22 protein-coding genes are annotated in these 22,665 nt (G+C 69.8%); 19 read left to right on the top strand and 3 right to left on the bottom strand.

What is annotated here, in order from left to right:
• Positions 1 to 230: 230 nt before the first annotated feature.
• From ACHFGS_RS12765 to dapF, 14 genes are all read left to right on the top strand, one after another.
• Entirely contained in the window at positions 231 to 1,067 is an 837-nt protein-coding gene (locus tag ACHFGS_RS12765) for a type IV toxin-antitoxin system AbiEi family antitoxin domain-containing protein (protein WP_394289527.1), read from the top strand.
• A gap of 175 nt (positions 1,068 to 1,242) precedes the next feature.
• Positions 1,243 to 2,220: a 4-hydroxy-tetrahydrodipicolinate synthase gene (dapA, locus tag ACHFGS_RS12760; RefSeq protein ID WP_394289526.1), complete on the top strand. Its 978-nt coding sequence runs from the start codon at positions 1,243 to 1,245 to the stop codon at positions 2,218 to 2,220.
• Positions 2,217 to 3,893 (top strand): ribonuclease J, encoded by a 1,677-nt coding sequence (locus tag ACHFGS_RS12755; protein WP_394280325.1) that lies wholly within the window; start codon positions 2,217 to 2,219, stop codon positions 3,891 to 3,893. The genes dapA and ACHFGS_RS12755 overlap by 4 nt, the downstream gene beginning before the upstream one ends.
• 22 nt (positions 3,894 to 3,915) lie before the next feature.
• Positions 3,916 to 4,407 carry a GNAT family N-acetyltransferase gene (locus ACHFGS_RS12750; RefSeq protein WP_394280326.1) on the top strand — a complete coding sequence of 164 codons (492 nt, stop codon included), beginning with the start codon at positions 3,916 to 3,918 and terminating at the stop codon, positions 4,405 to 4,407.
• Between the two features lie 73 nt (positions 4,408 to 4,480).
• Positions 4,481 to 7,198 carry a DNA translocase FtsK gene (locus tag ACHFGS_RS12745; RefSeq protein ID WP_394289525.1) on the top strand — a complete coding sequence of 906 codons (2,718 nt, stop codon included), beginning with the start codon at positions 4,481 to 4,483 and terminating at the stop codon, positions 7,196 to 7,198.
• An 18-nt stretch (positions 7,199 to 7,216) separates the two neighbouring features.
• Positions 7,217 to 7,786 carry a CDP-diacylglycerol--glycerol-3-phosphate 3-phosphatidyltransferase gene (pgsA, locus tag ACHFGS_RS12740; protein WP_394279492.1) on the top strand — a complete coding sequence of 190 codons (570 nt, stop codon included), beginning with the start codon at positions 7,217 to 7,219 and terminating at the stop codon, positions 7,784 to 7,786.
• Complete coding sequence (locus ACHFGS_RS12735) at positions 7,783 to 8,322, top strand: CinA family protein (protein WP_394279493.1); 540 nt, start codon at positions 7,783 to 7,785, stop codon at positions 8,320 to 8,322. Before pgsA ends, ACHFGS_RS12735 begins: the two co-directional genes overlap by 4 nt.
• A gap of 149 nt (positions 8,323 to 8,471) precedes the next feature.
• A complete protein-coding gene (locus tag ACHFGS_RS12730) occupies positions 8,472 to 8,792 on the top strand; it encodes a helix-turn-helix domain-containing protein (protein WP_394279494.1) in 321 nt (106 codons plus the stop codon).
• A gap of 7 nt (positions 8,793 to 8,799) precedes the next feature.
• Positions 8,800 to 9,021 (top strand): DUF3046 domain-containing protein, encoded by a 222-nt coding sequence (locus tag ACHFGS_RS12725; RefSeq protein ID WP_394279495.1) that lies wholly within the window; start codon positions 8,800 to 8,802, stop codon positions 9,019 to 9,021.
• 270 nt (positions 9,022 to 9,291) lie between these two features.
• Complete coding sequence (gene recA / locus ACHFGS_RS12720; RefSeq protein WP_394279496.1) at positions 9,292 to 10,347, top strand: recombinase RecA; 1,056 nt, start codon at positions 9,292 to 9,294, stop codon at positions 10,345 to 10,347.
• Positions 10,347 to 11,051: a regulatory protein RecX gene (locus ACHFGS_RS12715; protein WP_394279497.1), complete on the top strand. Its 705-nt coding sequence runs from the start codon at positions 10,347 to 10,349 to the stop codon at positions 11,049 to 11,051. The genes recA and ACHFGS_RS12715 overlap by 1 nt, the downstream gene beginning before the upstream one ends.
• Positions 11,052 to 11,127: 76 nt before the next feature.
• Entirely contained in the window at positions 11,128 to 12,675 is a 1,548-nt protein-coding gene (gene miaB / locus ACHFGS_RS12710) for a tRNA (N6-isopentenyl adenosine(37)-C2)-methylthiotransferase MiaB (RefSeq protein ID WP_394289524.1), read from the top strand.
• Positions 12,676 to 12,678: 3 nt separating this feature from the next.
• Positions 12,679 to 13,575, top strand: coding sequence for a tRNA (adenosine(37)-N6)-dimethylallyltransferase MiaA (miaA, locus tag ACHFGS_RS12705; RefSeq protein WP_394289523.1), 897 nt, complete (start codon positions 12,679 to 12,681; stop codon positions 13,573 to 13,575).
• 36 nt (positions 13,576 to 13,611) lie between these two features.
• Complete coding sequence (dapF, locus tag ACHFGS_RS12700; protein WP_394279981.1) at positions 13,612 to 14,478, top strand: diaminopimelate epimerase; 867 nt, start codon at positions 13,612 to 13,614, stop codon at positions 14,476 to 14,478.
• Here the strand turns inward: dapF and ACHFGS_RS12695 are convergent.
• Positions 14,455 to 15,135, bottom strand: coding sequence for a class I SAM-dependent methyltransferase (locus tag ACHFGS_RS12695; protein WP_394279980.1), 681 nt, complete (start codon positions 15,133 to 15,135; stop codon positions 14,455 to 14,457). The two genes, dapF and ACHFGS_RS12695, sit on opposite strands and share 24 nt — an antisense overlap.
• A 323-nt stretch (positions 15,136 to 15,458) precedes the next feature.
• On the opposite strand from ACHFGS_RS12695, the gene hflX reads away from it, so the two are divergent.
• Positions 15,459 to 16,778: a GTPase HflX gene (gene hflX, locus ACHFGS_RS12690; RefSeq protein ID WP_394289528.1), complete on the top strand. Its 1,320-nt coding sequence runs from the start codon at positions 15,459 to 15,461 to the stop codon at positions 16,776 to 16,778.
• Here the strand turns inward: hflX and ACHFGS_RS12685 are convergent.
• Both ACHFGS_RS12685 and lexA read right to left on the bottom strand, forming a co-directional pair.
• A complete protein-coding gene (locus ACHFGS_RS12685; RefSeq protein WP_394289522.1) occupies positions 16,766 to 18,709 on the bottom strand; it encodes a prolyl oligopeptidase family serine peptidase in 1,944 nt (647 codons plus the stop codon). The two genes, hflX and ACHFGS_RS12685, sit on opposite strands and share 13 nt — an antisense overlap.
• A 184-nt stretch (positions 18,710 to 18,893) precedes the next feature.
• Positions 18,894 to 19,559, bottom strand: coding sequence for a transcriptional repressor LexA (gene lexA, locus ACHFGS_RS12680; protein WP_394280266.1), 666 nt, complete (start codon positions 19,557 to 19,559; stop codon positions 18,894 to 18,896).
• A 294-nt stretch (positions 19,560 to 19,853) separates the two neighbouring features.
• Between lexA and ACHFGS_RS12675 the strand changes: the two genes are divergently transcribed.
• The 4 genes from ACHFGS_RS12675 to hisH all read left to right on the top strand — a co-directional run bounded on the left by ACHFGS_RS12675 (position 19,854) and on the right by hisH (position 22,658).
• Complete coding sequence (locus tag ACHFGS_RS12675) at positions 19,854 to 20,222, top strand: LysM peptidoglycan-binding domain-containing protein (protein WP_394280267.1); 369 nt, start codon at positions 19,854 to 19,856, stop codon at positions 20,220 to 20,222.
• Positions 20,223 to 20,297: 75 nt separating this feature from the next.
• A complete protein-coding gene (locus ACHFGS_RS12670; protein WP_394280278.1) occupies positions 20,298 to 21,323 on the top strand; it encodes a histidinol-phosphate transaminase in 1,026 nt (341 codons plus the stop codon).
• A gap of 73 nt (positions 21,324 to 21,396) precedes the next feature.
• On the top strand, positions 21,397 to 22,008 hold the full coding sequence (gene hisB / locus ACHFGS_RS12665) for an imidazoleglycerol-phosphate dehydratase HisB (protein WP_394280268.1): 612 nt from the start codon (positions 21,397 to 21,399) through the stop codon (positions 22,006 to 22,008).
• Positions 22,005 to 22,658, top strand: a complete 654-nt coding sequence (hisH, locus tag ACHFGS_RS12660; protein WP_394289521.1) for an imidazole glycerol phosphate synthase subunit HisH — start codon at positions 22,005 to 22,007, stop codon at positions 22,656 to 22,658. The genes hisB and hisH overlap by 4 nt, the downstream gene beginning before the upstream one ends.
• Positions 22,659 to 22,665: the final 7 nt, after the last annotated feature.

Below are 22,665 nucleotides of genomic sequence, written 5' to 3'. Positions count from 1 at the left end.
CATCTCGCCCCGCGGCCCCCCGCCTGCCCCGGTCCCAGCGAGGTCGTGATACATCCGCACGACCGGTGGTGCAGGTGTCGCTTCGCCGCCCCGGTGAGTCAACACCGGCACCACCGGTCGTGCATCCTGTATCGGGGTGAGTCCTTCTCCCCAGCGCGCCCCGGCGAGGATCTCTTCACCGCACGCCGTCATCAGCGCCGCCGGATCGACCGCAGGGCCACCCTGATCCGATGGACGCGGCTGAGGCGATTCGGATGCTGGGCGGGATCGCTCGCACCTCCCAGCTCTGCGCCCAGGGAACAACCCGACTCCGACTCGCTCGGGCAGCCGAGCGAGGTGCGGTCGACAGGATCCGCCCCGGCGTCTACGCGGCCGGAGTGCTCGCGCCCGGCGTGAGGACGGCGGCCGCGCACGGCGGCGAACTCGCCTGTGCGTCCGCGCTGCGCCACTTCGGCGTGTGGGTGCTAGAACCGGCGCCGCGGCTGCATGTCTGGGTAGGCCCGAACGCACGAACCCATGCCCACGACGGATGCCGCTGCATCACGCACCGAGACGGTGGCGCGGCGTCGTTCGGCGTCGTCTCCCTGACCCGGGCGCTCGTGCAGTGCGCATCGTGCCTCGGAGCGGAGGCCTTCTTCGCGGCGTTCGAGTCCGCGTGGGCACAGGGTCTGCTGACCGCCGCCGACCGCGTCGAGATCAGGTCGGATCTCCTGGCCCGGTTCCGCTGGCTCGTGGACATCGCCCGACCCGACGCGGGGAGCGGTCTGGAATCGCTTCTCCGACTCCGTCTCCTGCGGCTCGGAATCGCGCTCGCATGTCAGGTTCCGATTCCTCGCGTCGGCAGGGTCGACTTCGTCCTGGCGGGGTGCATCGTGCTCGAGGTGGATGGCCGCGACAACCACGACGGACCTTCCCAGCGGCACCGCGATCTGGTCCGCGACGCCGAGGCCGCTGCGGCGGGATACGAGACGCTCCGGTTCGATTACGCGCTCGTGGTGCACGACTGGCCGCGCGTGGAGCGCGCCATCTTGGCCCGGCTTCGCGACCGCACCGCCGCCGCGCGCTGACCACCCGGGGCACCCGGACCCGCCGTGCCGGTACGGATGCACGACCGTCGACTCGCCGGACGCATCATGGGGCCCACCAGGTGACGTGAGCCCCACCGGTCGTGCATCTGTATCACGGTGGTCGGCGGCGGGAGTATGGGCGGCGCGCGGTGCCCCAACCGATACCCTGGACACCATGACGCATTCCGGCAATCCCTTCGGTCAGGTGCTCGTCGCGCTCGTCACTCCCATGACGGCGGACGGCGAGGTCGACTGGCCGGCGGTCGAGAAGCACATCGACTCCGTCATCGTCGGCGGCGCCGACGGCGTCGTGGTCACCGGGACCACCGGTGAGACCAGCACGCTGACGGATGCCGAGAAGCTGAAGCTCGTCGAGGTCGGCAAGTCGGTCTCGGCCGGCCGCGCGAAGATCATCACCGGCGGCGGCTCGAACGAGACCGCACACGCGATCGAGCTCTACAAGGCGAGCGAGAAGGCCGGCGCCGACGGCATCATGATCGTCACGCCGTACTACAACAAGCCGACGCAGGCCGGCATCCTCACCCACTTCCGCCTCGTCGCGGATGCCACGGACCTGCCCGTCATCCTCTACGACATCCCCGGCCGCACCGGCGTGCCGATCAAGTACGAAACGATCCTCCGGCTCGCGAAGCACCCGAACATCCTCGCCGTGAAGGACGCCAAGGGCGACTTCAGCGAGGTCAGCCGCGTGCTCAACCAGACCGACCTGATGTACTTCTCGGGCGACGACGCCAACGTGCTGCCGCACCTGTCGATCGGCGCCGCGGGTCTCATCGGGGTCACCGCGAACATCACGTCCGCTCCCTACCGCGTGATCGTCGACGCCGTGAACCGCGGCGACCTGAAGACCGCCACCGAGGCGCACAAGAAGCTCGAGCCGCTCGTGCGGGCCGTCATGACGCACGTCCCCGGCACTGTGAGCGCGAAGTACATCCTCCACGGCCTCGGCCGCATCACCAGCCCGCGCGTGCGTCTGCCGCTCGTCGGGCCCGAGGAGTGGGAAGCCGCCCTGATCGAGGACGAACTCGCCCTCGTGAAGGATGTCGACGGCGCCGACTTCTCCAACTTCCGTCCTGACCGCAACGCCGCCGCCGGCGGCGCCCTTCCGAAGGTGCATGGCACAACCCGATGAGCACTCCCGTCTCCGAGCCCGCTGTCCTCGAACCCGGCACCCTCCGGGTCACCCCCCTCGGCGGCCTCGGCGAGGTCGGCCGCAACATGACCGTCTTCGAGTACGAGGGCAAGCTGCTCATCGTCGACTGCGGTGTCCTGTTCCCCGAGGAGCACCAGCCGGGCGTCGATCTGATCCTCCCGGACTTCGAGCCCCTGAAAGAGCGTCTCGACGACATCGTCGGCGTCGTCCTGACGCACGGCCACGAGGACCACATCGGGGCCGTGCCGTACCTCCTGCGCCTCAAGCGCGACATCCCCCTGATCGGATCGCAGCTCACGCTCGCGCTGGTGGAGGCGAAGCTGAAGGAGCACCGCATCCGTCCGTTCACGCTGACCGTCGCCGAGGGTCAGGACGAGCAGGTCGGCCCGTTCGACCTCGAGTTCATCGCGGTCAACCACTCCATCCCCGACGCGCTCGCCGTCGCGATCCGCACCCCCGCGGGGCTCGTCCTCGCGACCGGCGACTTCAAGATGGACCAGCTGCCGCTCGACGGCCGCCTCACCGACCTCCGCGCTTTCGCCGCGCTCGGCGACGAGGGCGTGGACCTGTTCCTCGTGGACTCGACCAACGCCGATGTCCCCGGCTTCACCCCGCTCGAGCGCGAGATCGGACCGGTCCTCGACCAGGTCATCGGCCGCGCACCGCGCCGCGTCATCGTCGCGAGCTTCTCGAGTCACGTCCACCGCGTCCAGCAGGTCATCGACGCCGCCGCCGCGCACGGGCGCCGGGTCGCCTTCCTCGGCCGCTCGATGGTGCGCAACATGGGCATCGCCGAAGACCTCGGCTACCTCAAGGTGCCGCAGGGCGTGCTGATCGACTACAAGAAGGCGAAGGACCTCCCCGACGGCAAGATCGTCTACATGTCCACGGGCTCCCAGGGCGAGCCGATGGCCGTCCTGTCGCGCATGGCGAACCTCGACCACGCGATCGAGCCGGGGGAGGGTGACACCGTCATCCTCGCCTCGAGCCTCATCCCGGGCAACGAGAACGCCGTCTACCGCGTCATCGACGGGCTCACCAAGCTGGGTGCCAACGTCGTCCACAAGGCCAACGCGAAGGTGCACGTCTCCGGCCACGCGGCCGCCGGCGAGCTGCTTTACTGCTACAACATCCTGACGCCGAAGAACGTCCTCCCGGTGCACGGCGAGTACCGCCACCTGATGGCGAACGCCAAGCTCGCGCAGCAGACCGGCATCCCGGCGGAGAACACGATCCTCGCCGAGAACGGCACGATCATCGACCTGAAGGACGGTGTCGCTCGCGTCGCCGGTCAGCTCGACCTCGGCTTCGTCTACGTCGACGGCTCGTCGGTCGGTGAGATCACGGATGCAGACCTCAAGGACCGTCGGATCCTCGGCGAGGAGGGGTTCATCTCCGTCATCGTCGTGGTCGACGCCTCCACCGGGCAGATCATCACGGGCCCCGAGATCCACGCCCGCGGCTTCGCGGAAGACGACGCGGTCTTCGACTCCGTCAAGCCGAAGATCGCCGCTGCGCTCGTCGAGGCGGCGCAGTCGGGCGTCCGTGACCAGCACGCCCTGCAGCAGGTCGTGCGGCGCACGATCGGCCGCTGGGTCAACCAGTCGCTGCGCCGCCGTCCGATGATCGTCCCCATGGTGATCGAGGCCTGACCGGGAGCGCTAACATCTGGGCATGCCCGACTCCTGGTCGCTGCGGCCCGCCACGCAGGCCGACGGCGTCTTCTTGGGCGACATGGTGGTCGAAGCCGCCAACTGGCGTCCCGGAACCGCGCGCCCGCGTCACGAGATCCTGACCCACCCCGATCACAGCCGCTACCTCTCCGGCTGGATGCGTCCGGGGGATGCCGGTGCGGTCGCCGTGAGCGGCACCGAGCCGATCGGCGCCGCCTGGTACCGGATGCTGCCGCGAGGCGGACCCGGGTTCGGATACGTCGGCACCAACGTGCCGGAGCTGATCATCGGCGTGCGTCCGATGTGGCGGGCGCACGGCGTCGGACGGGCGCTCCTGCGCCGTGTCTGCGAGATGGCGCGGGCCGAGGGGAAGGCCCGCATCTGCCTCTCCGTGGAGCGTGGCAACTTCGCGCAGGTGCTCTACCGCAGTGAAGGATTCGCGGTCACGCAGAGCGGCTTCGTCCGCGACACGATGGTGAAGCGCCTGGCCTGACGGCGGACCGCGGATGCCGGTGCCCGCCGCGTCAATCCGCGGTTGTGTCCCGGGTCGCGCCTACCGTGGAGGTATGGCCAGGAGCAGCAGTCCGACCAGCAAGTCCCGCGCGTCCGCGTCGGGCTCCTCGTCGCGCGCCAAGAAGTCCGAGCCGGCGCCCCGCCGCAAACCCGAACCCGCGCCCCGGCGCTACGTCGATGACGTCGACCGGCCGCCGGTGATCTCCCGCGCCTGGATGGGTCTCGCCCACGCGACAGGGGGCATGTTCCGGGCGTTCGGGTCGGAGCGGCTCGAGAAGGATCAGCGCCGCGACGGCTTCCCGTTCCTGCTGGTGCTCATGGCCGTCGCGGGTGCCGTGGTCGAGTGGTTCCTCATCGGCACCGAGGTGGGCACCACCATCAGTGCGTACACCGTGGGCGCACTCATCGGGCGTGAGGCGTTCGTCTTCCCCGTCTTCCTGCTGCTCCTCGCCGGCTGGCTGTTCCGCAACCCGCCCTCCGTCCACGACAACGGCCGGATCGGCATCGGATCGGGTCTGCTCGTGCTGGCCATCGCCGGGTTCTGCCATGTCATGGGCGGTCGTCCGCAGCCGCATACCGGACTGCCCGCACTCAGCGAAGCCGGCGGTCTGTTCGGCTGGATGGTGGGCGAACCGCTCACCGCGCTCACCGAGATCGGCGCCGGCATCGTGTTGGGGCTCCTCGCCGTGCTGAGCGTCCTCATCCTCACCAAGACCCCGCCGAACCGCATCGGTCAGCGCCTCGGCGATCTGTACGCCTGGATGTTCGGGACCGAGCGCGTCGAGAAGTCGGCGGCGATGGCCGGGGATACCGGTCCGACCGTCGCGTTCGACGCTGTGGACGACGACGCCGAACCGGGCCTGCCGTGGTGGCGCCGCAACAAGTCCGGCCGCGAGGAGGACGCCGACGGCGGCCTGGGCGCCGACGACCTCACCGCCCTGCTCGAATCCAGCGGCGACGGCAGCTTCGACAACCCCGTCACCACTCCCGTGGCGGCGCAGGACGACGTCACCGAGATCATCGCCCCGATCCCGCCGCGCAAGCCCGGTCGCAAACCCGGCTCCCTCGACGTGCCGCCCCCGCCGCCGATCCCCGACTTCATCGCCGCGAATCTCGAGGGCGCGAGCCTCGACTCCGTCGATCCGGATGCCGCGGACTACCGCCTTCCGGCATCCGATGCCCTTGCGGCGGGCACCCCTCACAAGGCGCGCTCCGAGGCGAACGACGCCATGGTGCGTGCCATCACCGGTGTCTTCGACCAGTTCTCCGTCGACGCCAAGGTCACCGGGTTCTCGCGCGGCCCGACCGTCACCCAGTACGAGATCGCGCTGGGCCCGGGCGTCAAGGTCGAGCGGATCACCGCGCTCACCAACAACATCGCCTATGCCGTCGCCTCCAACGAGGTGCGGATCCTCGCGCCGATCCCGGGCAAGAGCGCGATCGGTGTCGAGATCCCGAACACGGACCGCGAGATCGTCACCCTCGGCGACGTGCTCCGCTCTCCCAACGCGCAGCAGGCGACCCACCCGATGACCATCGGCATCGGCAAGGACGTCGGCGGTGGATACGTCGTCGCGAACCTCGCGAAGATGCCCCACCTCCTGGTCGCCGGTTCCACCGGCTCCGGCAAGTCGAGCTTCGTGAACTCGATGATCACGAGCCTGCTCATGCGTGCGAAGCCGAGCGATGTGCGGATGGTCCTGATCGACCCGAAGCGCGTCGAGCTCACCGGCTACGCCGGCGTGCCCCACCTCATCACCCCCATCATCACGAACCCCAAGAAGGCCGCCGAGGCGCTGCAGTGGGTCGTGAAGGAGATGGACATGCGGTACGACGACCTCGCGTCGTTCGGATTCCGCCACATCGACGACTTCAACAAGGCGGTCGTCGCGGGGGAGATCCAGCTGCCCGCCGGCAGCGAGCGGGTGCTGAAGCCCTACCCCTACCTCCTCGTCGTCGTCGACGAGCTCGCCGACCTGATGATGGTCGCCCCGCGAGACGTCGAGGACTCGATCGTCCGCATCACGCAGCTCGCCCGCGCCTCCGGCATCCACCTCGTGCTGGCCACCCAGCGCCCGTCGGTCGACGTGGTGACCGGCCTGATCAAGGCGAACGTGCCGTCGCGGCTCGCGTTCGCCGTGACGAGCGTCACCGACTCGCGCGTCATCCTCGATCAGCCGGGTGCTGATCGCCTCATCGGACAGGGAGACGGGCTGTTCCTGCCCATGGGCGCCTCCAAGGCCGTCCGCGTGCAGGGCGCATGGGTCGCCGAGAAGGAGATCGAGAAGGTCGTCGCGCACGTCAAGGCGCAGGCCCGCCCCGAATACCGCAAGGACGTCGAGGCGATCGTGGAGAAGAAGGAGATCGACGCGGACATCGGCGACGACCTCGAGCTCCTCCTCGCCGCGGCCGAGCAGATCATCTCCACCCAGTTCGGATCGACCTCCATGCTCCAGCGCAAGCTCCGCGTGGGATTCGCGAAGGCCGGTCGGCTCATGGACCTCCTCGAGGCCCGTGAGATCGTCGGCCCGTCCGAGGGATCGAAGGCGCGCGACGTGCTCGTCACACCCGACGAGCTGCCTGCGGTGCTCGCCCGCCTGCGTGGTGAGGAACCGCCGGAGGATGCCGCGCCGAGTGCTCCGGCATCGCCGACCGCGGCGCCGGTCGACCCGTACGGACCCGACGCCGTGACGGCCCAGTTCGACGGCTACGAGGTCGTCGAGGCGGACGGCGGCGACGAGGACGCGTGGGGTCTTACGGGTCGTGAGTGACCTGGATAGGCTCGATCCGTGAGCATCCCGAGGCAGCTGCCCAACACCATCACGATCGTCCGGATCCTCTGCGCGCCGGTCTTCGTCTGGATGCTCCTGGCAGACGGCAGTAACGACAGCGCGCTGCGCTGGTGGGCGGCGGTCCTGTTCATCGTGGCGATCGCCACCGACGGCGTCGATGGGTACCTCGCACGGCGCCACAACATCGTGACCAACCTCGGCAAGCTGCTCGACCCGATCGCCGACAAAGTGCTCACCGGAGCCGCATTCGTCGGCCTGTCGATTCTGGCGGAGCTGCCGTGGTGGATCACCGTCGTCGTACTCGTCCGCGAGATCGGCATCACCATCCACCGCCTCGTCGTGGCATCCGATCACGTCGTAGCCGCTGCGTGGATGGGCAAGCTGAAGACGGTGGCGCAGGGTGTCGCACTCTCGTTCGCCCTGCTGCCCCTGTGGACGGTCGTGGGGGAGTGGATCCACATCGTCAACGCCGTCACGATGGCCATCGCCGTCATCCTCACGATCGCCAGTGGCCTCGACTACGTCGTGACCGAGGTGCGCGGAGCGCGCCGGAAGAGCCGGTCATGACGGACCGCACATTCGCCGACCTGCCGGACGACGTCGAGGCGACGCTCGTCTCGGAGGGCCCGCGCTCGGAGCCGGAGCGCCTCGTCGCGCGGCTGCGGGAGCTGGGGTGGACCCTGGGGGTGGCGGAGTCGCTCACGGGAGGGCTCGTCGCGGCATCCGTCGTCTCCGTCTCAGGCGCCTCCGCTGTGTTCCGCGGCGGGATCGTCGCCTACGCCACCGATCTGAAGGCGCGGCTGCTGGGCGTCGACGAGACCCTCCTCGATGCGCACGGGCCGGTGCATCCGCGGGTGGCCCGCCAGATGGCGGACGGCGTCCGGCGCGCGGTGGGGGAGGGAGATGCCGCGGATGTCGGCATCGCCACGACCGGCATCGCCGGGCCGGTGTCGTCCGACGGGCAGCCCGTCGGCACGGTGCACATCGCGGTGTCGACCCCGCTCGGATCGCGGGTCGAGTCGCTGCTCCTGCAGGGCGACCGTGATCAGATCCGCACCGAGGCCGCCGCCCGCGCCGTCGCTCTCGCCCTCGACGCGCTCTGAATCGGGAATAGCTCGCGTTTCGACGTGGTTACGTCTCGGTGATTCCCATCCATTCCTCAGCACGTGGGGTCTAGGGTGACAGCCAAGGTGCTGTACCGTGGTTCCCCCCCGAAGGGGACATCGGGTGGAGAGCAGAAGGAGGGCACCGCATGATTCTGGTTCGTCAAGAGATCGGTGACGTGCTGCGTGACTTCCGCCTGCAGAAGGGGCACACGCTGCGGCAGGTCTCCGGCCGCGCAAGCGTCGCCCTTGGCTATCTGAGCGAGGTCGAGCGCGGGCAGAAGGAAGCGTCCAGCGAGATCCTCGCCGCCGTCGCCGAAGCCCTCGACGTGCCGATCTCCACGATCATGCGCGAGGTCGGCGACCGGATCTCGGTGCTGGAGGGTCTGCACCCCATCACCGACGTGGTCCCCGACGACCTCGCCTCGCTCGGCGACGACATCGTCGCTCCCGAGCTCTCGCTGCACTGACGCCTCGATGCGTCACAGCGAGTTCGATCGCGCGGTCGAGGATGAGTTCGGCGCACACGGCTCCGCCCTGGTCGACGATCTCGTGCTGACGGCCGTCGGCGGTCGCACCGCGCGGCAGGCCCTCGCGGCCGGTGTGGCCCCGCGGGAAGTGTGGGCCGCCCTCTGCGTGGAGGCCGACGTCCCTCTCGCCCGCCGCCACGGCGCAGGCCGGCTCGAGCCCCGGCGCTGACGACGGTCGGCGACGGCCGCGGCGTGTCGCCATCGAATATTCGTTCGATAGGCGCGTAGGCTTCTGCACAGCGGGAGTCGGACGCACGTCGTCCACCTCGAAGGGTGCTCCGGATGCAATGTCGGAACCCCTTCGTAGCGTGAGACACGTCAGATGACACCCCACGCCCTGTCGCAGCATCCGAACCGTCGGTGACGAGCGCGACAGCCTACGGGCGACGGAATCCCCGATGCGGCGCAGTCGCAGAGGACGCGAAAGAAGGAGCAGGACATGCCATCACCCGCCGACCGCGAGAAGGCCCTGGAATCGGCCCTCGCCCAGATCGACCGCCAGTTCGGCAAGGGCTCGATCATGCGACTGGGCAGCGACGAGCGCGCTCCCGTCGAGGTCATCCCCACCGGCTCCATCGCCCTCGACGTCGCCCTCGGTATCGGCGGACTCCCGCGCGGCCGTGTCGTGGAGATCTACGGACCGGAATCGTCCGGTAAGACCACCCTCACCCTCCACGCGATCGCGAACGTCCAGCGCGCCGGCGGCATCGCCGCCTTCGTCGACGCGGAGCACGCGCTCGACCCCGACTACGCGCAGAAGCTGGGCGTCGACATCGACCAGCTCCTCGTCTCGCAGCCCGACACGGGTGAGCAGGCCCTCGAGATCGCCGACATGCTGATCCGCTCCGGCGCGATCGACCTCGTCGTCATCGACTCCGTCGCGGCTCTCGTTCCCGAAGCCGAGATCAAGGGTGAGATGGGTGACTCCCACGTCGGTCTGCAGGCTCGCCTGATGTCGCAGGCGCTCCGCAAGATCACCGGTGGTCTGAGCCAGACCAAGACGACCGCGATCTTCATCAACCAGCTTCGCGAGAAGATCGGTGTCTTCTTCGGTTCGCCCGAGACGACCGCCGGTGGAAAGGCGCTGAAGTTCTACGCCTCCGTGCGCCTGGACATCCGTCGCATCGAGACGCTGAAGGACGGCACCGAGGCAGTCGGCAACCGCACCCGCGTGAAGGTCGTCAAGAACAAGATGGCTCCGCCGTTCAAGCAGGCCGAGTTCGACATCCTGTACGGCGTGGGCATTTCCCGCGAGGGCAGCCTCATCGACTTCGGTGTCGAGCACGGCATCGTCAAGAAGTCCGGTGCCTGGTACACCTACGAGGGCGAGCAGCTCGGGCAGGGCAAGGAGAACTCCCGCAACTTCCTCATCAAGAACACCGATGTGGCGGCGGAGATCGAGTCCAAGATCAAGCAGAAGATGGGCATCGGGGTGCCGAAGGCCGAGGCCGAGCCCGCCCCGCCCGCTGATCTGGCAGCGCGCCGTCCGGCCTGATGAGCGGCGACACTCAGGGGGGCGCAGGCCGCACCGCCGGCCTCGCCCCCGTGATCCCGCTCTTCGGCGGGGCGAGCACCTCCCCCCCGGCCGCCGACGAGCACTCAGAGGAGCCCGCCGAGAGGTGGCACCCGACCTGGGTCGCGCCGGTATCGGCGTCGGCGGTCGCCACAGAGGCCGACGCGTTCTCCTCGGCATCAGATCAGGCTGACTCGGAAGCGAGCCTCGACGCCGCGGAGAGGACGCTCATGAAGAAGCTCCGCGGCCGCTCGCTGTCCGTGCGGGAAGCGCGGAGCGCCCTCCGCACGGCCGAGGTCTCCGATGAGGATGCCGAAGGCCTCATCGCCCGGTTCCTCGATCTCGGGTACCTGGACGACGAGGCACTGGCCGAGCAGTTGATCGACAAGGCGATGTCGCGCAAGGCGCAGGGCCGTCAAGCGGTCGCCCAGACGCTCTCGCAGCGAGGACTGCCGCGGGACGTCATCGACATCGCGCTGGCAGCTCTTCCGGATGACGAGAGCGAGCGGGCCCTGGAGTTCGCACGGTCGAAGGCCTCGTCGATGGACGGCTTGGATCGAGACGTCGCGCTCCGCCGCCTCGCGGGCCAGCTCGCGCGCCGCGGCTACGGCGCGACCGCGTTGTCGGCCGCGCGGCAGGCCCTCGATGAACGATCGAGCCCGAAGAGCCGCGTTCGGTTCGAGTGACGGCGATCCTGCAGGCCTGCGACGGGTGCGTGACTGACGGCCGGGCTCAGGTGCGGCTCGTAGAATGATCCACATCATGACCAGCCCGTCTGCCGCACCCACGCTCATCGCGCCCTCACCCGCCGCCATCACCGCCGAGGGTCGCCCCCGCACGTACGAGGTGCGCACGTTCGGGTGCCAGATGAACGTCCACGACTCCGAGCGCCTCTCGGGGTCGCTCGAGTCCGCCGGCTACATCCGCGCGGCATCCGGAGACGAAGCCGACGTCGTCGTCATCAACACGTGCGCCGTCCGCGACAACGCCGCCGGCAAGCTCTACGGCACCCTCGGGCATCTGAAGAGCCGCAAGGACCAGCACGAGGGCATGCAGATCGCCGTCGGCGGCTGCCTGGCGCAGATGGACAAGGACGTCGTCCAACAGAAGGCGCCGTGGGTCGATGTCGTCTTCGGCACGCACAACATGGGCTCCCTCCCGAGCCTCCTCGAGCGTGCCCGTCATAACGACGACGCCGAGCTCGAGATCCTCGAATCCCTCGAGGTGTTCCCCTCCACGCTTCCCACCAAGCGCGACTCGTCCTACAGCGGCTGGGTCTCGATCTCGGTCGGCTGCAACAACACCTGCACGTTCTGCATCGTGCCGAGCCTCCGCGGCAAGGAGAAGGACCGTCGCCCCGGCGACATCCTCAGCGAGATCCGACTGCTCGTCGAAGACGGCGCGATCGAGGTCACCCTGCTGGGCCAGAACGTGAACAGCTACGGCGTCGAGTTCGGCGATCGGCAGGCGTTCGGCAAGCTGCTGCGCGCCGCGGGCGAGATCCCCGGCCTGGAGCGGATCCGGTTCACCAGCCCGCACCCCGCCGCCTTCACCGATGACGTCATCGACGCCATGGCCGAGACCCCCTCGGTCATGCCGCAGCTGCACATGCCGCTGCAGTCGGGCTCCGACCGCATCCTCAAGGCCATGCGACGCTCGTACCGCAGCGACCGATTCCTCGGCATCCTCGACCGCGTCCGCGCGAAGATCCCGAACGCCGCCATCTCCACCGACATCATCGTCGGCTTCCCGGGCGAGACCGAAGAGGACTTCGAGGACACCATGCGGGTCGTCGAGCAGGCCCGCTTCGCGAGCGCCTTCACCTTCCAGTACTCCATCCGCGAGGGCACACCCGCTGCGACCATGCCCGACCAGGTCCCCAAGGAGGTCGTGCAGCGTCGTTACGAGCGCCTCGTCGCCCTGCAGGAGCGGATCTCGCTCGAGGAGAACCAGAAGCAGCTCGGGCGCGAACTGCAGGTGCTCGTCTCGACGGGTGAGGGCAAGAAGGATGCCGCGACCCACCGCCTCACCGGGCGCGCGGAGGACAACCGTCTCGTCCACTTCGAGCTCCCCGCAGACTCCCCGGCCCCGCGGCCGGGCGATGTCGTCTCGGTCGTCGTGACGCACGCCGCACCGTTCCACCTCCTCGCCGACAGCCCCGACGGCGCGCCCCTGCGCATCCGCCGGACGCGCGCCGGCGACGCGTGGGACCGTGCGCAGGCCGACTCGTGCGGTGTCCCGACCCCCGCAGCCGACGGCGCACCGCGGGCTGTCTCGCTGGGATTGCCCACCCTCCGTATCGGGCAGTGACCTGTGGCCGCCCCGCGCCTGTGGGCGCTCGTGGGGGCGACCGGCACCGGCAAGACCGCACTGTCGCTGGACCTCGCTGAGGCCACCGGCGCCGAGATCGTCAACGCGGATGCCATGCAGCTCTACTGCGGCATGGACATCGGCACCGCGAAACTGCCGGTTGCGGAGCGGCGCGGCATCCCGCACCATCTCTTCGACGTGCTGGATGTGACGCAGGATGCCGCCGTCGCGGTCTACCAGGAGCACGCGCGGCGTGTGATCGCCGAGGTCTTCGCCCGCGGGCGTGACGTGGTGCTCGTGGGTGGGTCGGGGCTGTACGTGTCGAGCGTGCTGTTCGACTTCCGGTTCCCGCCTCGAGACCAGGAGCTGCGAGCCCAGCTGGAGGCGGAGCTCGATCGCGAGGGCACGGGGGCACTGTTCGCGCGCCTCCGGAGCCTCGACCCCGTCACGGCGGAGCGGATCGACGCGAACAACGGCCGTCGCATCGTGCGCGCGCTCGAAGTCGTGCTGCAGGGCGAGAGCACCCACGGCGCCGCGCTCCCGCAGGAGCCCGCGGTATGGCACGACAGGACGACGGTCATCGGCGTGCAGGTGGAGCGGCCCGAGCTCGTCGAACGGCTCGACGCCCGGGTCGAGGGGATGTGGGCAGCGGGCATCGTCGGGGAAGCTCGTCGCCTCAAGGCCGAAGGCCTCGAGGAGGGCACCACGGCGCGACGCGCGATCGGGTACGCGCAGGCTCTCGCCCAGCTGACCGGCGAGCTCACCGAGTCGGAGGCCATCGCCCAGACGCAGGCGCTCACGCGGCGCTATGCCCGCCGACAGGTGTCGTGGTTCCGGCGCTACCCCGACGTCGCGTGGGTCGGGCCGCAGGCGTCCGCCTCCGTTCTGTCCGCACTCTGACCCGGTCGCACCGCCGGCCCGATCTAGAATCGGACGGTGGCGACGATCCCCTTCACCAAAGGTCATGGCACCGGCAACGACTTCGTGATCGTCGCCGACCCCGACGGTACGGCCGAACTCACCGGGGAGCAGATCGCCGCGATCACCGACCGACGGTTCGGCATCGGCGGAGATGGACTGCTCCGCGTCGTCCGCTCGCGCGCCATCGACGCAGGTGCGGCGACCCCCGACGCCGAGTGGTTCATGGACTACCGCAACGCCGACGGCTCGATCGCGGAGATGTGCGGCAACGGCGTGCGCGTGTTCGTGAAGTACCTCCTCACCGCGGGTCTCGCGACGCTCGCCCCGGGGGAGACGCTCAAGATCGGCACCCGCGCCGGAACGAAATCGGTCACCCTCGCAGACAACGGCCTCGAGGTCGATCTCGGGCTCTGGCGTCCCGACGAGTCCGAAGTGCTCGTCCGCGGTCGCGGCCTGCCGATCGCGCGTCCCGGCCTGGGCATCGACGTCGGCAACCCGCACATCGTCGTCGCGTTGCCGAGCGCCGACGATCTGGCGACCCTCGACCTCACGGTGCAGCCGGTGCTCGACCCCGTGCCGCCGGCCGGCGCGAACGTCGAGTTCGTCGTCCCCGCCGACCCGCTCGTCCAGGACGGCGTCGGCGCCATCCGCATGCGGGTGTTCGAGCGCGGGGTGGGGGAGACCCTCTCATGCGGCACCGGGGTCGCGGCATCCGCTCTCGCCGTTCGCCATTGGGCAGGCGCCGGTGCGCCCGATCAGTGGATCGTCGACGTCCCCGGCGGGCGGCTCGGCGTGCGCGTGGTCAGAACCGACGAGGGGGAGCGGGTGCTCCTGTCGGGGCCGGCGTCGCTGGTCTTCTCAGGCGAGATCGCGCTCGCCTGACTCCACCACATCCGGTTCCGGCAGGTCGATCGAACCGGTCGGCGGTGTGCCGTGTCGACGCACCTTGATGACACGGAAACCGCGCCCGGTCGCCGCGCGCGAGACGGAGTAGGTGCGATCGAAGGATGCCGCGAGCCACCGCTGCAGCGAGTCCGATCCCAGATTGCGCTGCACGACGAGCCACGCGTCGCTCCGCTCCGCGAGCCGGGGGATCCACGTCTCCATGAGTCCGTGAAGGATGTCCTTGCCGACCCGGATGGGTGGGTTGGAGCGGATGGTCCGGAAGGTCACATCCGCGGGAACATCTTGGGGCAGGACGGCGTTGACATTGTCGAGTCCCAGCTCTTCGGCATTGCGTCGCACGAGATCGAGGGCGCGCTCGTTCACATCGACCGCCCAGACGGTCGCCCGCGGCGACTGCGTGGCGAGCGTCAGCGCGATCGGCCCCCAGCCGCACCCCAGGTCGAGCAGATGCCCGCCCGGAGGGGCAGGGGGAGTGTTCGCGAGCAGCACCTCCGTGCCACCGTCCACGTGGTCCGGACTGAACACCCCGCCGGCGGTCGTGACCTCGACGCTGCGACCGGCAAGGGACACACGGATGCGGCGGAGATTCTCGGGACTGGCGGGGGACGCGCTGAAGTAGTGGTCGCTCCCCATGCGACGAGCGTAGCGGAGGCGGCGAGCCGCGCGGGAGACTAGGATTCTCGGATGGCCTCAGGCCACGAAAGGCGAAGATGACAGACAGCACCACCCCATCGACCGCAGACGAACCGGTGGCGGGTGAGGAGACCTCGACGACGGCGTCGGAAGGTCCCCGGGACGCCGTCGACCGCGTCCTTGCGAGCGCGGGGAGTCGCGTCGGGGTGAGCGTGTTCGGCTCCGGCGGTTCGGCTCAGGCGCTGCAGGATGCCGCGACCGTGGCCTACAGCGACACCGATGGCGACCAGTGGGACCGCGAGGAGCGCGCCGCGCTCCGCCGCGTGCCGGGCCTGTCCACCGAGCTCGAGGACGTCACCGAGGTCGAGTACCGGCAGCTGCGCCTGGAGAATGTCGTCCTCGTCGGCGTCTACCCGCAGGGTTCGCACGAGGACGCCGAGAACTCTCTGCGTGAACTCGCCGCGCTCGCCGAGACCGCCGGCGCCGTCGTCCTCGACGGCGTCCTGCAGCGGCGCCCCCACCCCGACCCCGCGACCTACATCGGGCGCGGCAAGGCCGCCGAGCTCCGCGACCTCGTCGCCGCTGTCGGCGCCGACACCGTCATCGCCGACACCGAGCTTGCGCCCAGCCAGCGGCGTGCCCTCGAGGACGTCGTGAAGGTGAAGGTGATCGACCGCACGACCGTCATCCTCGACATCTTCAGCCAGCACGCCAAGAGCCGTGAGGGCAAGGCGCAGGTCGAACTCGCCCAGCTCGAATACCTGCTCCCGCGCCTGCGCGGCTGGGGTGACTCGATGAGCCGCCAGGCCGGCGGTCAGGTCGGCGCGGGCGGTGCGGGCATGGGTTCGCGTGGTCCCGGTGAGACGAAGATCGAGCTCGACCGTCGCCGCATCCGCACCAAGATGGCGCTGCTGCGCCGCCAGATCCGCGAGTTCGCGCCGGCACGTGAGGCGAAGCGGGCTGAGCGCAAGCGCAACACGATCCCCTCGGTCGCGATCGCCGGCTACACCAACGCCGGCAAGTCGAGCCTCCTCAACCGCCTGACCAGCGCGGGCGTGCTCGTGGAGAACGCGCTGTTCGCGACCCTGGATGCCACGGTGCGCCGCGCCGAGGCGGCCGACGGCCGTGTGTTCACGCTCACCGACACCGTCGGGTTCGTGAGGAACCTTCCGCACCAGCTGGTGGAGGCATTCCGGTCGACGCTCGAAGAGGTCGGCGATGCCGACGTCATCGTGCACGTCGTCGACGGCAGCCACCCTGACCCGGCTGCGCAGCTCGCGACCGTCCGGGATGTCATGGGCGATGTGGGTGCGCGGTCGACGAACGAGATCGTCGTCTTCAACAAGGCCGACCTCGTCGGCGACGACACCCGCCTGATCCTGCGCGGCCTGGAGCCGAAGGCGCACTTCGTGTCCTCGCGCACCGGCGAGGGCATCGCCGAACTCCGCGCCGCCGTCGAGGCCGCCCTGCCGCTGCCCGCGGTGGAGGTGCACGCGCTCGTCCCGTACGACCGCGGCGACCTCGTCAACGCGGTGCACGAGTCGGGTCACATCATCTCGACCACCCACGAGGCGGGCGGCACGCTGGTGCACGCGCACGTCTCGGAGCGGCTCGCCGCCGACCTCGCCGACTACGCGGTCTGAGCGGCCCCCCGCCCCGCGGCATCCGTCGATCCGCCCTCAAGGGCAACCGGCGCGACGTCCGGGGTGTCGAACCCGAACACCTGCCCGAGGAAGGCGAGCTCGCTCTCGAGCGAGTGGACGATCGTCTCGGCGCGGCGGAACCCGTGCCCCTCGCCCTCGTAGAGCACGTAGGCGTGCGGGATGCCGCGCGCCGCCAGGGCGTCGCGGATCGCCTCGGCCTGTGACGGCGGGACGACCTCGTCCTGATCGCCCTGCAAGAGGAGGACCGGGACGCGGAAGTTCTCGGTGCGGCTGAGCGGTGAGCGCTCCAGGTAGAGCTCCTCCGCGTCGGGGAGCGGACCGATGAGCCCGTCGAGGTAGCGGGCCTCGAAGTCGTGCGTGTCGGTGGCGAGGGTGCGGGCGTCACCCACGCCGTAGCGCGAGATCCCCGCCGCGAACACGTCGGTGCCGACGAGGGCGGCCAGCACGGTCCACCCGCCGGCCGAACCGCCCTCGATCGCGATGCGCGCGCCGTCGGCCCGTCCCGCCTCGACCAGACCGGCAGCTGCTGCGGCGACATCGTCGACGTCCACGACGCCCCACTGCCCCTTCAGGCGGTCACGGTATGCGCGGCCGTACCCGGTCGAGCCGCCGTAGTTGACCTCCAGGACGCCGATGCCGCGACTGGTGAAGTAGACGGTTTTGCTGTCCGCGACGCCCCCGACGTGGGCGGTCGGTCCGCCGTGGACGAGCACGACGTACGGTGGCTTCTCGCCCTCGGGTGCGGTCACATGCGGGTTGGTCGGCGGGTGGTCGAACGCGTGCACGTCGCCGTGGCGCCCGGGTACCGTGAGCTCCCGCACCGGTGGGGTCCACGCGGCATCCAGGTCGGAAGCGGACCCGCGGACCAGGGTGGACGTGCCGTCGGCTTCGACGAGCCACACGCCGGACACGCCGGGAGCGGCGCCCGACACGATCACGCGGTCCCCGAGCGCGTCCTCGACCAGCGCGCGGGCGCGGACGGGCAGCGCCAGCGGGGTCGCGGTGCCGTCCCGGTCGATGCGGACGAGCGCGTCCGAGCCGTTCGTGCGGACGGCCACCACGCCGCCGTCTGCGAGCGGCGCGAACCAGCGCACGCCCAGCACCCAGAGGCCGCCGCCGGTGTCGGCGTCTGCGGGGGCGACAGGAGTGGCCGGGGAGCCCGCGGCATCCGTTCGCCAGAGGTTCCAGCGGCCGGTCGGCTCGTCGACGAACAGCAGGTCTCCGGTGGCCGTCCATTCGGGTTGGAGCGCGGACGTCTCGCCGTCGCTGACGACGGTTCGTCCTTCCACACCGGAGCCGGTCACGCTGCCGGTGCACAGACGCGTGCGGTCCCAAGGCATATCGGGGTGGTCCCACTCCACCCAGGCGAGGGTCGATCCGTCGGGCGACAGGGCGGGCTGGGCGAGGAAGTCGCTCCCTGAGACCAGCTCCACGACGTCGCCGGAACCGTCGGTGGGGATCGAGACGATGGATCGCGCCGGCACCGGAGCGTCGCCGTGCACCTCACGGATGGCCAGGAGCGTGCCGGCCTGCCAGCGAAGTCCGCCGTGGCGGGTGGCGGGGTCTGGCGGGGTCAGTGCGACCGGTTCGCTCCCGGGCAGGAGGCTCCATACGCGCTGATCGGACTTCTCGACGAAGAACAGCTGCCCGCCCGGTGTCGCCGTCCACGCGCCGCCGCCGTACTCGTGCACGCGGGACTGGGCGCTCCAGGGCGCCGGCAGCAGGTCTTCGATGTCTCCCGAGGCGGTGCGCCGACGCACCGAGGTGCGCCCGGCTTCGGCCGGGAGCGACTCGCCCCACCAGACCTCGTCGCCGACGAAGCGTGCACCGTCGAAGCGACCCGATGACGCGGAGGCGTCCGCGGCCGAGAGGGGGGAGGGCCAAGAACCGTAAGGAGCGATCGTGGTCATGTCTCCACGCTACGCGCCCGCAACAGGTCGTCACACGGTGGCCTGCCCGGATGCCACGTGTCACCATGAATCGCATCACGACCCGGCCTCGGGTCTGGAGCGACAGCAGAGCCCGGCGCCCGCACGCGACGATCACCGTGCCCCGCGCGGCCATAGGCAGCCTCGGTGGGCGCAAGTGATCCGATCAGACGGCTCGGAGGACCGCGACGACCTTGCCGAGGACGACGGCCTCGTCGCCGAGGATCGGCTCGAACGCCGAGTTGCGGGGGAGCAGCCACGTGTGGCCGTCGCGCTGGCGGAGGGTCTTGACGGTCGCTTCGCCATCGAGCATCGCGGCGACGATCTCACCGTTGTCGGCCGTCGCCTGTGAGCGGACGACGACCCAGTCGCCGTCGCAGATCGCGGCGTCGATCATCGAGTCGCCCGAGACCTTCAGCATGAACAGCTCGCCCTTGCCGACGAGCTGGCGGGGGAGGGGGAAGATCTCCTCGACCTGCTGGTCTGCCGTGATCGGCACACCTGCGGCGATGCGACCGACGAGGGGCACCATGGCGGCATCGCCCACCGCGGGGGCGCTGTCCGCGGGGTTCTCCGCTGCCGCGCCGGGCAGATCGATGAGCACTTCCATGGCGCGCGTCTTGCCCGGGTCGCGGCGGAGGTAGCCGCTGAGCTCGAGCTGGTTGAGCTGGTGGGTGACGCTGGAGAGGGACTTGAGGCCGACCGCGTCACCGATCTCGCGCATGCTCGGCGGATAGCCGTGATGGGCGATGGAGCGCTGGATCACCTCGAGGATCGCGAGCTGCTTCTCGCTGAGGCTCTTGCGCCGGCGCGTCTGCGGCTTCTCGCTCATGTCGTTCCTTCCCTGATCCGGTCATTCCGGATGCCGTCCGAGCCTCGTGCAGGTGCACTCGTCTTCGAATGTCGGAGGTTGGTGATGGCCTGTCGTCATCGAAACCGTATCCGGTGTCGAGAGGTTGTCCCCGCAGTCGACCGCGTGTCGTCTTCGATCGATCTCCGAGACCCGATTGCTTGACACCGTACAAGACTCGAAGATACATTCGGAAGAGAGCTTCGCATCCCGCCCGTCCCGGCCGATGGGCGGGTGCGAAGGTCTCATCTGACCGGGTCGCCCCGAGGAGGAATCATGAGCACGATCACCATCACACCCGTCCGTCCCGCCGTGACCACGCGCCTGCGCCTGACCGTCCGCGGTCGTCGGGTGCTCGCCGCTGTCGCCTCGGTGCCGGCGGTCGTCGCGTTGGTGATCTCGATCGTGTCGGGCGGCGGCGCGCTCGCCAGCGGTGAGCAGGGCGCGCCGAGTGGTTCTTTCGAGACGGTCACCGTCCTGCCGGGTGATTCGCTGTGGTCGATCGCTGAGGCGATCGCGCCGAGCCACGATCCGCGCGACGTGATCGACGACATCATGTCGCTCAACGCCCTCTCCTCGGCAGCGGTCGATGCCGGCCAGTCCCTGGCGGTCCCGGCGGAGTACACCGTCGCCGCGGGCGAGTGAGCACCCCGCGCGTCCTACGATGGCAGGGTGAGCGCACGTCTCGACGACCTACCCCTCCGTGACGATCTCCGGGGGATGACTCCTTACGGGGCACCCCAGGCGGCCCTGCCGGTCGCCCTGAACGTCAACGAGAACACCCACCCGGTGCCCGAAGAGGTCGCCGACGACATCCTCGACGGCATCGCGCAAGCGCTGCGCGACGTCAACCGCTACCCTGACCGCGAGTTCACCACGCTCCGGGAGGCCTTCGCCGACTACCTCGGGCACGGCCTGCAGCCTGACCAGATCTGGGCGGCGAACGGCTCGAACGAGGTGCTGCAGCACATCCTGCAGGCGTTCGCCGGTCCCGGTCGGACCGCCTTCGGCTTCGGGCCGACCTACTCCATGTACCCCCTGCTCACGCAGGCGACCGGGGCCCGCTATGTGGCGGGCACGCGCGGCGTGGACTTCACGCTGACCGCCGCCGACGCGGCCGCGCAGATCGAAGAGGCGCAGCCGGATGTCGTCTTCCTCTGCTCTCCGAACAACCCCACCGGTACGCCGCTCTCCCTCGACGTGGTCGAAGCGGTGTACGAGGCCTCCCGCGGCATCGTGATCGTGGATGAGGCCTACGCCGAGTTCGCGCCGCACGACGAGCCGTCGGCGGTCACCTTGCTGCACGGCCGGGAGCGGCTGGTCGTCTCCCGGACGATGAGCAAGGCTTTCGCGTTCGCGGGAGCCCGGGTGGGATACCTCGCCGCCGACCCCGCGCTCATCGATGCGCTCCGGCTCGTGCGCTTGCCGTACCACCTCAGTGCACTGACCCAGGCGGCCGCGACGGCTGCTCTCCGACACGCGCCGACGATGCTCTCGATGGTCGACGACATCGTCGCGCAGCGGGATCGCATCTCCGCCACCCTGACGGCACTCGGCTACACCCCGTACGAGAGCTGGTCGAACTTCGTTCTCTTCGGGGGTGTCGAGGACCCGAAGGCCACCTGGCAGGGCCTCTACGACCGCGGCGTGCTCATCCGTGACGTCGGGCTGCCGCACACGCTCCGGGTCACCGCCGGAAGCGAAGCCGAGTCGACCGCGTTCCTCGAGGCCCTCGCCTCGCTCTGAAGCGGCCCACCCAGCCACCCAGTCGCCTTGTTCGCGCGGAGGGGAGGGCGGTGCGGCTCGCTAGGATCGAGGTATGAGCACCCCGGCAGTCCGCACGGCGTCCGTTCGGCGCGCGACGAGCGAATCGACGATCGACCTCGAACTCAACCTCGACGGCACCGGTCAGAGCAGCATCAGCACGTCCGTGCCGTTCTTCGACCACCTGCTGACCGCGTTTGCGAAGCACTCTCTGACCGACCTGACGGTGACCGCCACCGGTGACACGTACATCGACGCGCACCACACCGTCGAGGACACCGCCATCGTCCTCGGGCAGGCGATCCGCCAGGCTCTCGGCGACAAGTCCGGGATCTCCCGGTACGGCGACGCGCTGGTGCCTCTCGATGAGGCGCTCGCGCAGGCGGTCGTCGACATCAGCGGCCGTCCGTACCTCGTCCACAGCGGCGAGCCCGAGGGCTACGAGCTCCACCTCATCGGCGGCCACTTCACCGGATCGCTCGTCCGTCACACGTTCGAGGCCATCGCGTTCCACGCCGGGCTCACGGTCCACGTCACCGTGCTCGGCGGTCGCGATCCGCACCACATCGCCGAGGCCGAGTACAAGGCGTTCGCCCGTGCGTTCCGGCAGGCCAAGGCGCTCGACCCGCTCGTGCAGGGCATCCCCAGCACGAAGGGCGCCCTGTGACCGATGCCGCGCGTCCTTTGATCGCCGTCCTCGACTACGGGTCGGGAAACGTCCACTCCGCCGTCAAAGCACTGACGGAGGCGGGCGGTGATGTGCGCCTCACACGCGATCGCGGTCTGATCGCGGATGCCGCAGGGCTCCTCGTTCCCGGTGTCGGCTCCTTCTCGGCGGTCATGGCGGCGCTCCGCGAGAGCCGCGGTGACGAACTGATCGAGCGGCGCCTCGCCGGAGGTCGCCCCGTCATGGGGATCTGCGTCGGGATGCAGATCATGTTCGAGCAGGGCGTCGAGCGCGGCGTCGACACAGAAGGACTCGGGGAGTGGCCGGGGACGGTCACGGAGCTTTCCGCACCCGTCCTTCCGCACATGGGATGGAACACCGTGACGCCCGGGGAGGGGTCGGTCCTCTTCGACGGACTTGAGGATGAGCGGTTCTACTTGGTCCACTCCTACGCCGCGCAGGAGTGGACCCTCGACGTCATGAAGCCCTTCCGCTCACCCGTTGTGACGTGGAGCGAGCACGGCGTGCCCTTCCTCGCCGCGGTCGAGAACGGTCCGCTGACAGCGACCCAGTTCCACCCCGAGAAGTCCGGCGCCGCCGGCATCAGCCTGCTCCGTAACTGGATCAGGTCGCTCCCCACGTCGGGGTAATGTGTCC

Source organism: Microbacterium sp., assembly GCF_043427715.1.
Classification (GTDB): domain Bacteria; phylum Actinomycetota; class Actinomycetes; order Actinomycetales; family Microbacteriaceae; genus Microbacterium.
Note: the sequence above shows the minus strand (reverse complement) of the source record. Positions and strands in the feature narration are given on the sequence as shown.

Excerpts from the sequence above, each read along its gene's own strand:
- ACHFGS_RS12745 (WP_394289525.1), top strand. The coding sequence starts at position 4,481 with ATGGCCAGGAGCAGCAGTCCGACCAGCAAGTCCCGCGCGTCCGCGTCG.
- ACHFGS_RS12675 (WP_394280267.1), top strand. The coding sequence starts at position 19,854 with ATGAGCACGATCACCATCACACCCGTCCGTCCCGCCGTGACCACGCGC.
- lexA (WP_394280266.1), bottom strand. The coding sequence starts at position 19,559 with ATGAGCGAGAAGCCGCAGACGCGCCGGCGCAAGAGCCTCAGCGAGAAG.
- ACHFGS_RS12695 (WP_394279980.1), bottom strand. The coding sequence starts at position 15,135 with ATGGGGAGCGACCACTACTTCAGCGCGTCCCCCGCCAGTCCCGAGAAT.
- miaB (WP_394289524.1), top strand. The coding sequence starts at position 11,128 with ATGACCAGCCCGTCTGCCGCACCCACGCTCATCGCGCCCTCACCCGCC.
- hisB (WP_394280268.1), top strand. The coding sequence starts at position 21,397 with ATGAGCACCCCGGCAGTCCGCACGGCGTCCGTTCGGCGCGCGACGAGC.
- ACHFGS_RS12735 (WP_394279493.1), top strand. The coding sequence starts at position 7,783 with ATGACGGACCGCACATTCGCCGACCTGCCGGACGACGTCGAGGCGACG.
- ACHFGS_RS12725 (WP_394279495.1), top strand. The coding sequence starts at position 8,800 with ATGCGTCACAGCGAGTTCGATCGCGCGGTCGAGGATGAGTTCGGCGCA.
- recA (WP_394279496.1), top strand. The coding sequence starts at position 9,292 with ATGCCATCACCCGCCGACCGCGAGAAGGCCCTGGAATCGGCCCTCGCC.
- ACHFGS_RS12765 (WP_394289527.1), top strand. The coding sequence starts at position 231 with ATGGACGCGGCTGAGGCGATTCGGATGCTGGGCGGGATCGCTCGCACC.
- ACHFGS_RS12755 (WP_394280325.1), top strand. The coding sequence starts at position 2,217 with ATGAGCACTCCCGTCTCCGAGCCCGCTGTCCTCGAACCCGGCACCCTC.
- ACHFGS_RS12670 (WP_394280278.1), top strand. The coding sequence starts at position 20,298 with ATGACTCCTTACGGGGCACCCCAGGCGGCCCTGCCGGTCGCCCTGAAC.
- ACHFGS_RS12685 (WP_394289522.1), bottom strand. The coding sequence starts at position 18,709 with ATGACCACGATCGCTCCTTACGGTTCTTGGCCCTCCCCCCTCTCGGCC.
- ACHFGS_RS12730 (WP_394279494.1), top strand. The coding sequence starts at position 8,472 with ATGATTCTGGTTCGTCAAGAGATCGGTGACGTGCTGCGTGACTTCCGC.
- dapA (WP_394289526.1), top strand. The coding sequence starts at position 1,243 with ATGACGCATTCCGGCAATCCCTTCGGTCAGGTGCTCGTCGCGCTCGTC.
- ACHFGS_RS12750 (WP_394280326.1), top strand. The coding sequence starts at position 3,916 with ATGCCCGACTCCTGGTCGCTGCGGCCCGCCACGCAGGCCGACGGCGTC.
- ACHFGS_RS12715 (WP_394279497.1), top strand. The coding sequence starts at position 10,347 with ATGAGCGGCGACACTCAGGGGGGCGCAGGCCGCACCGCCGGCCTCGCC.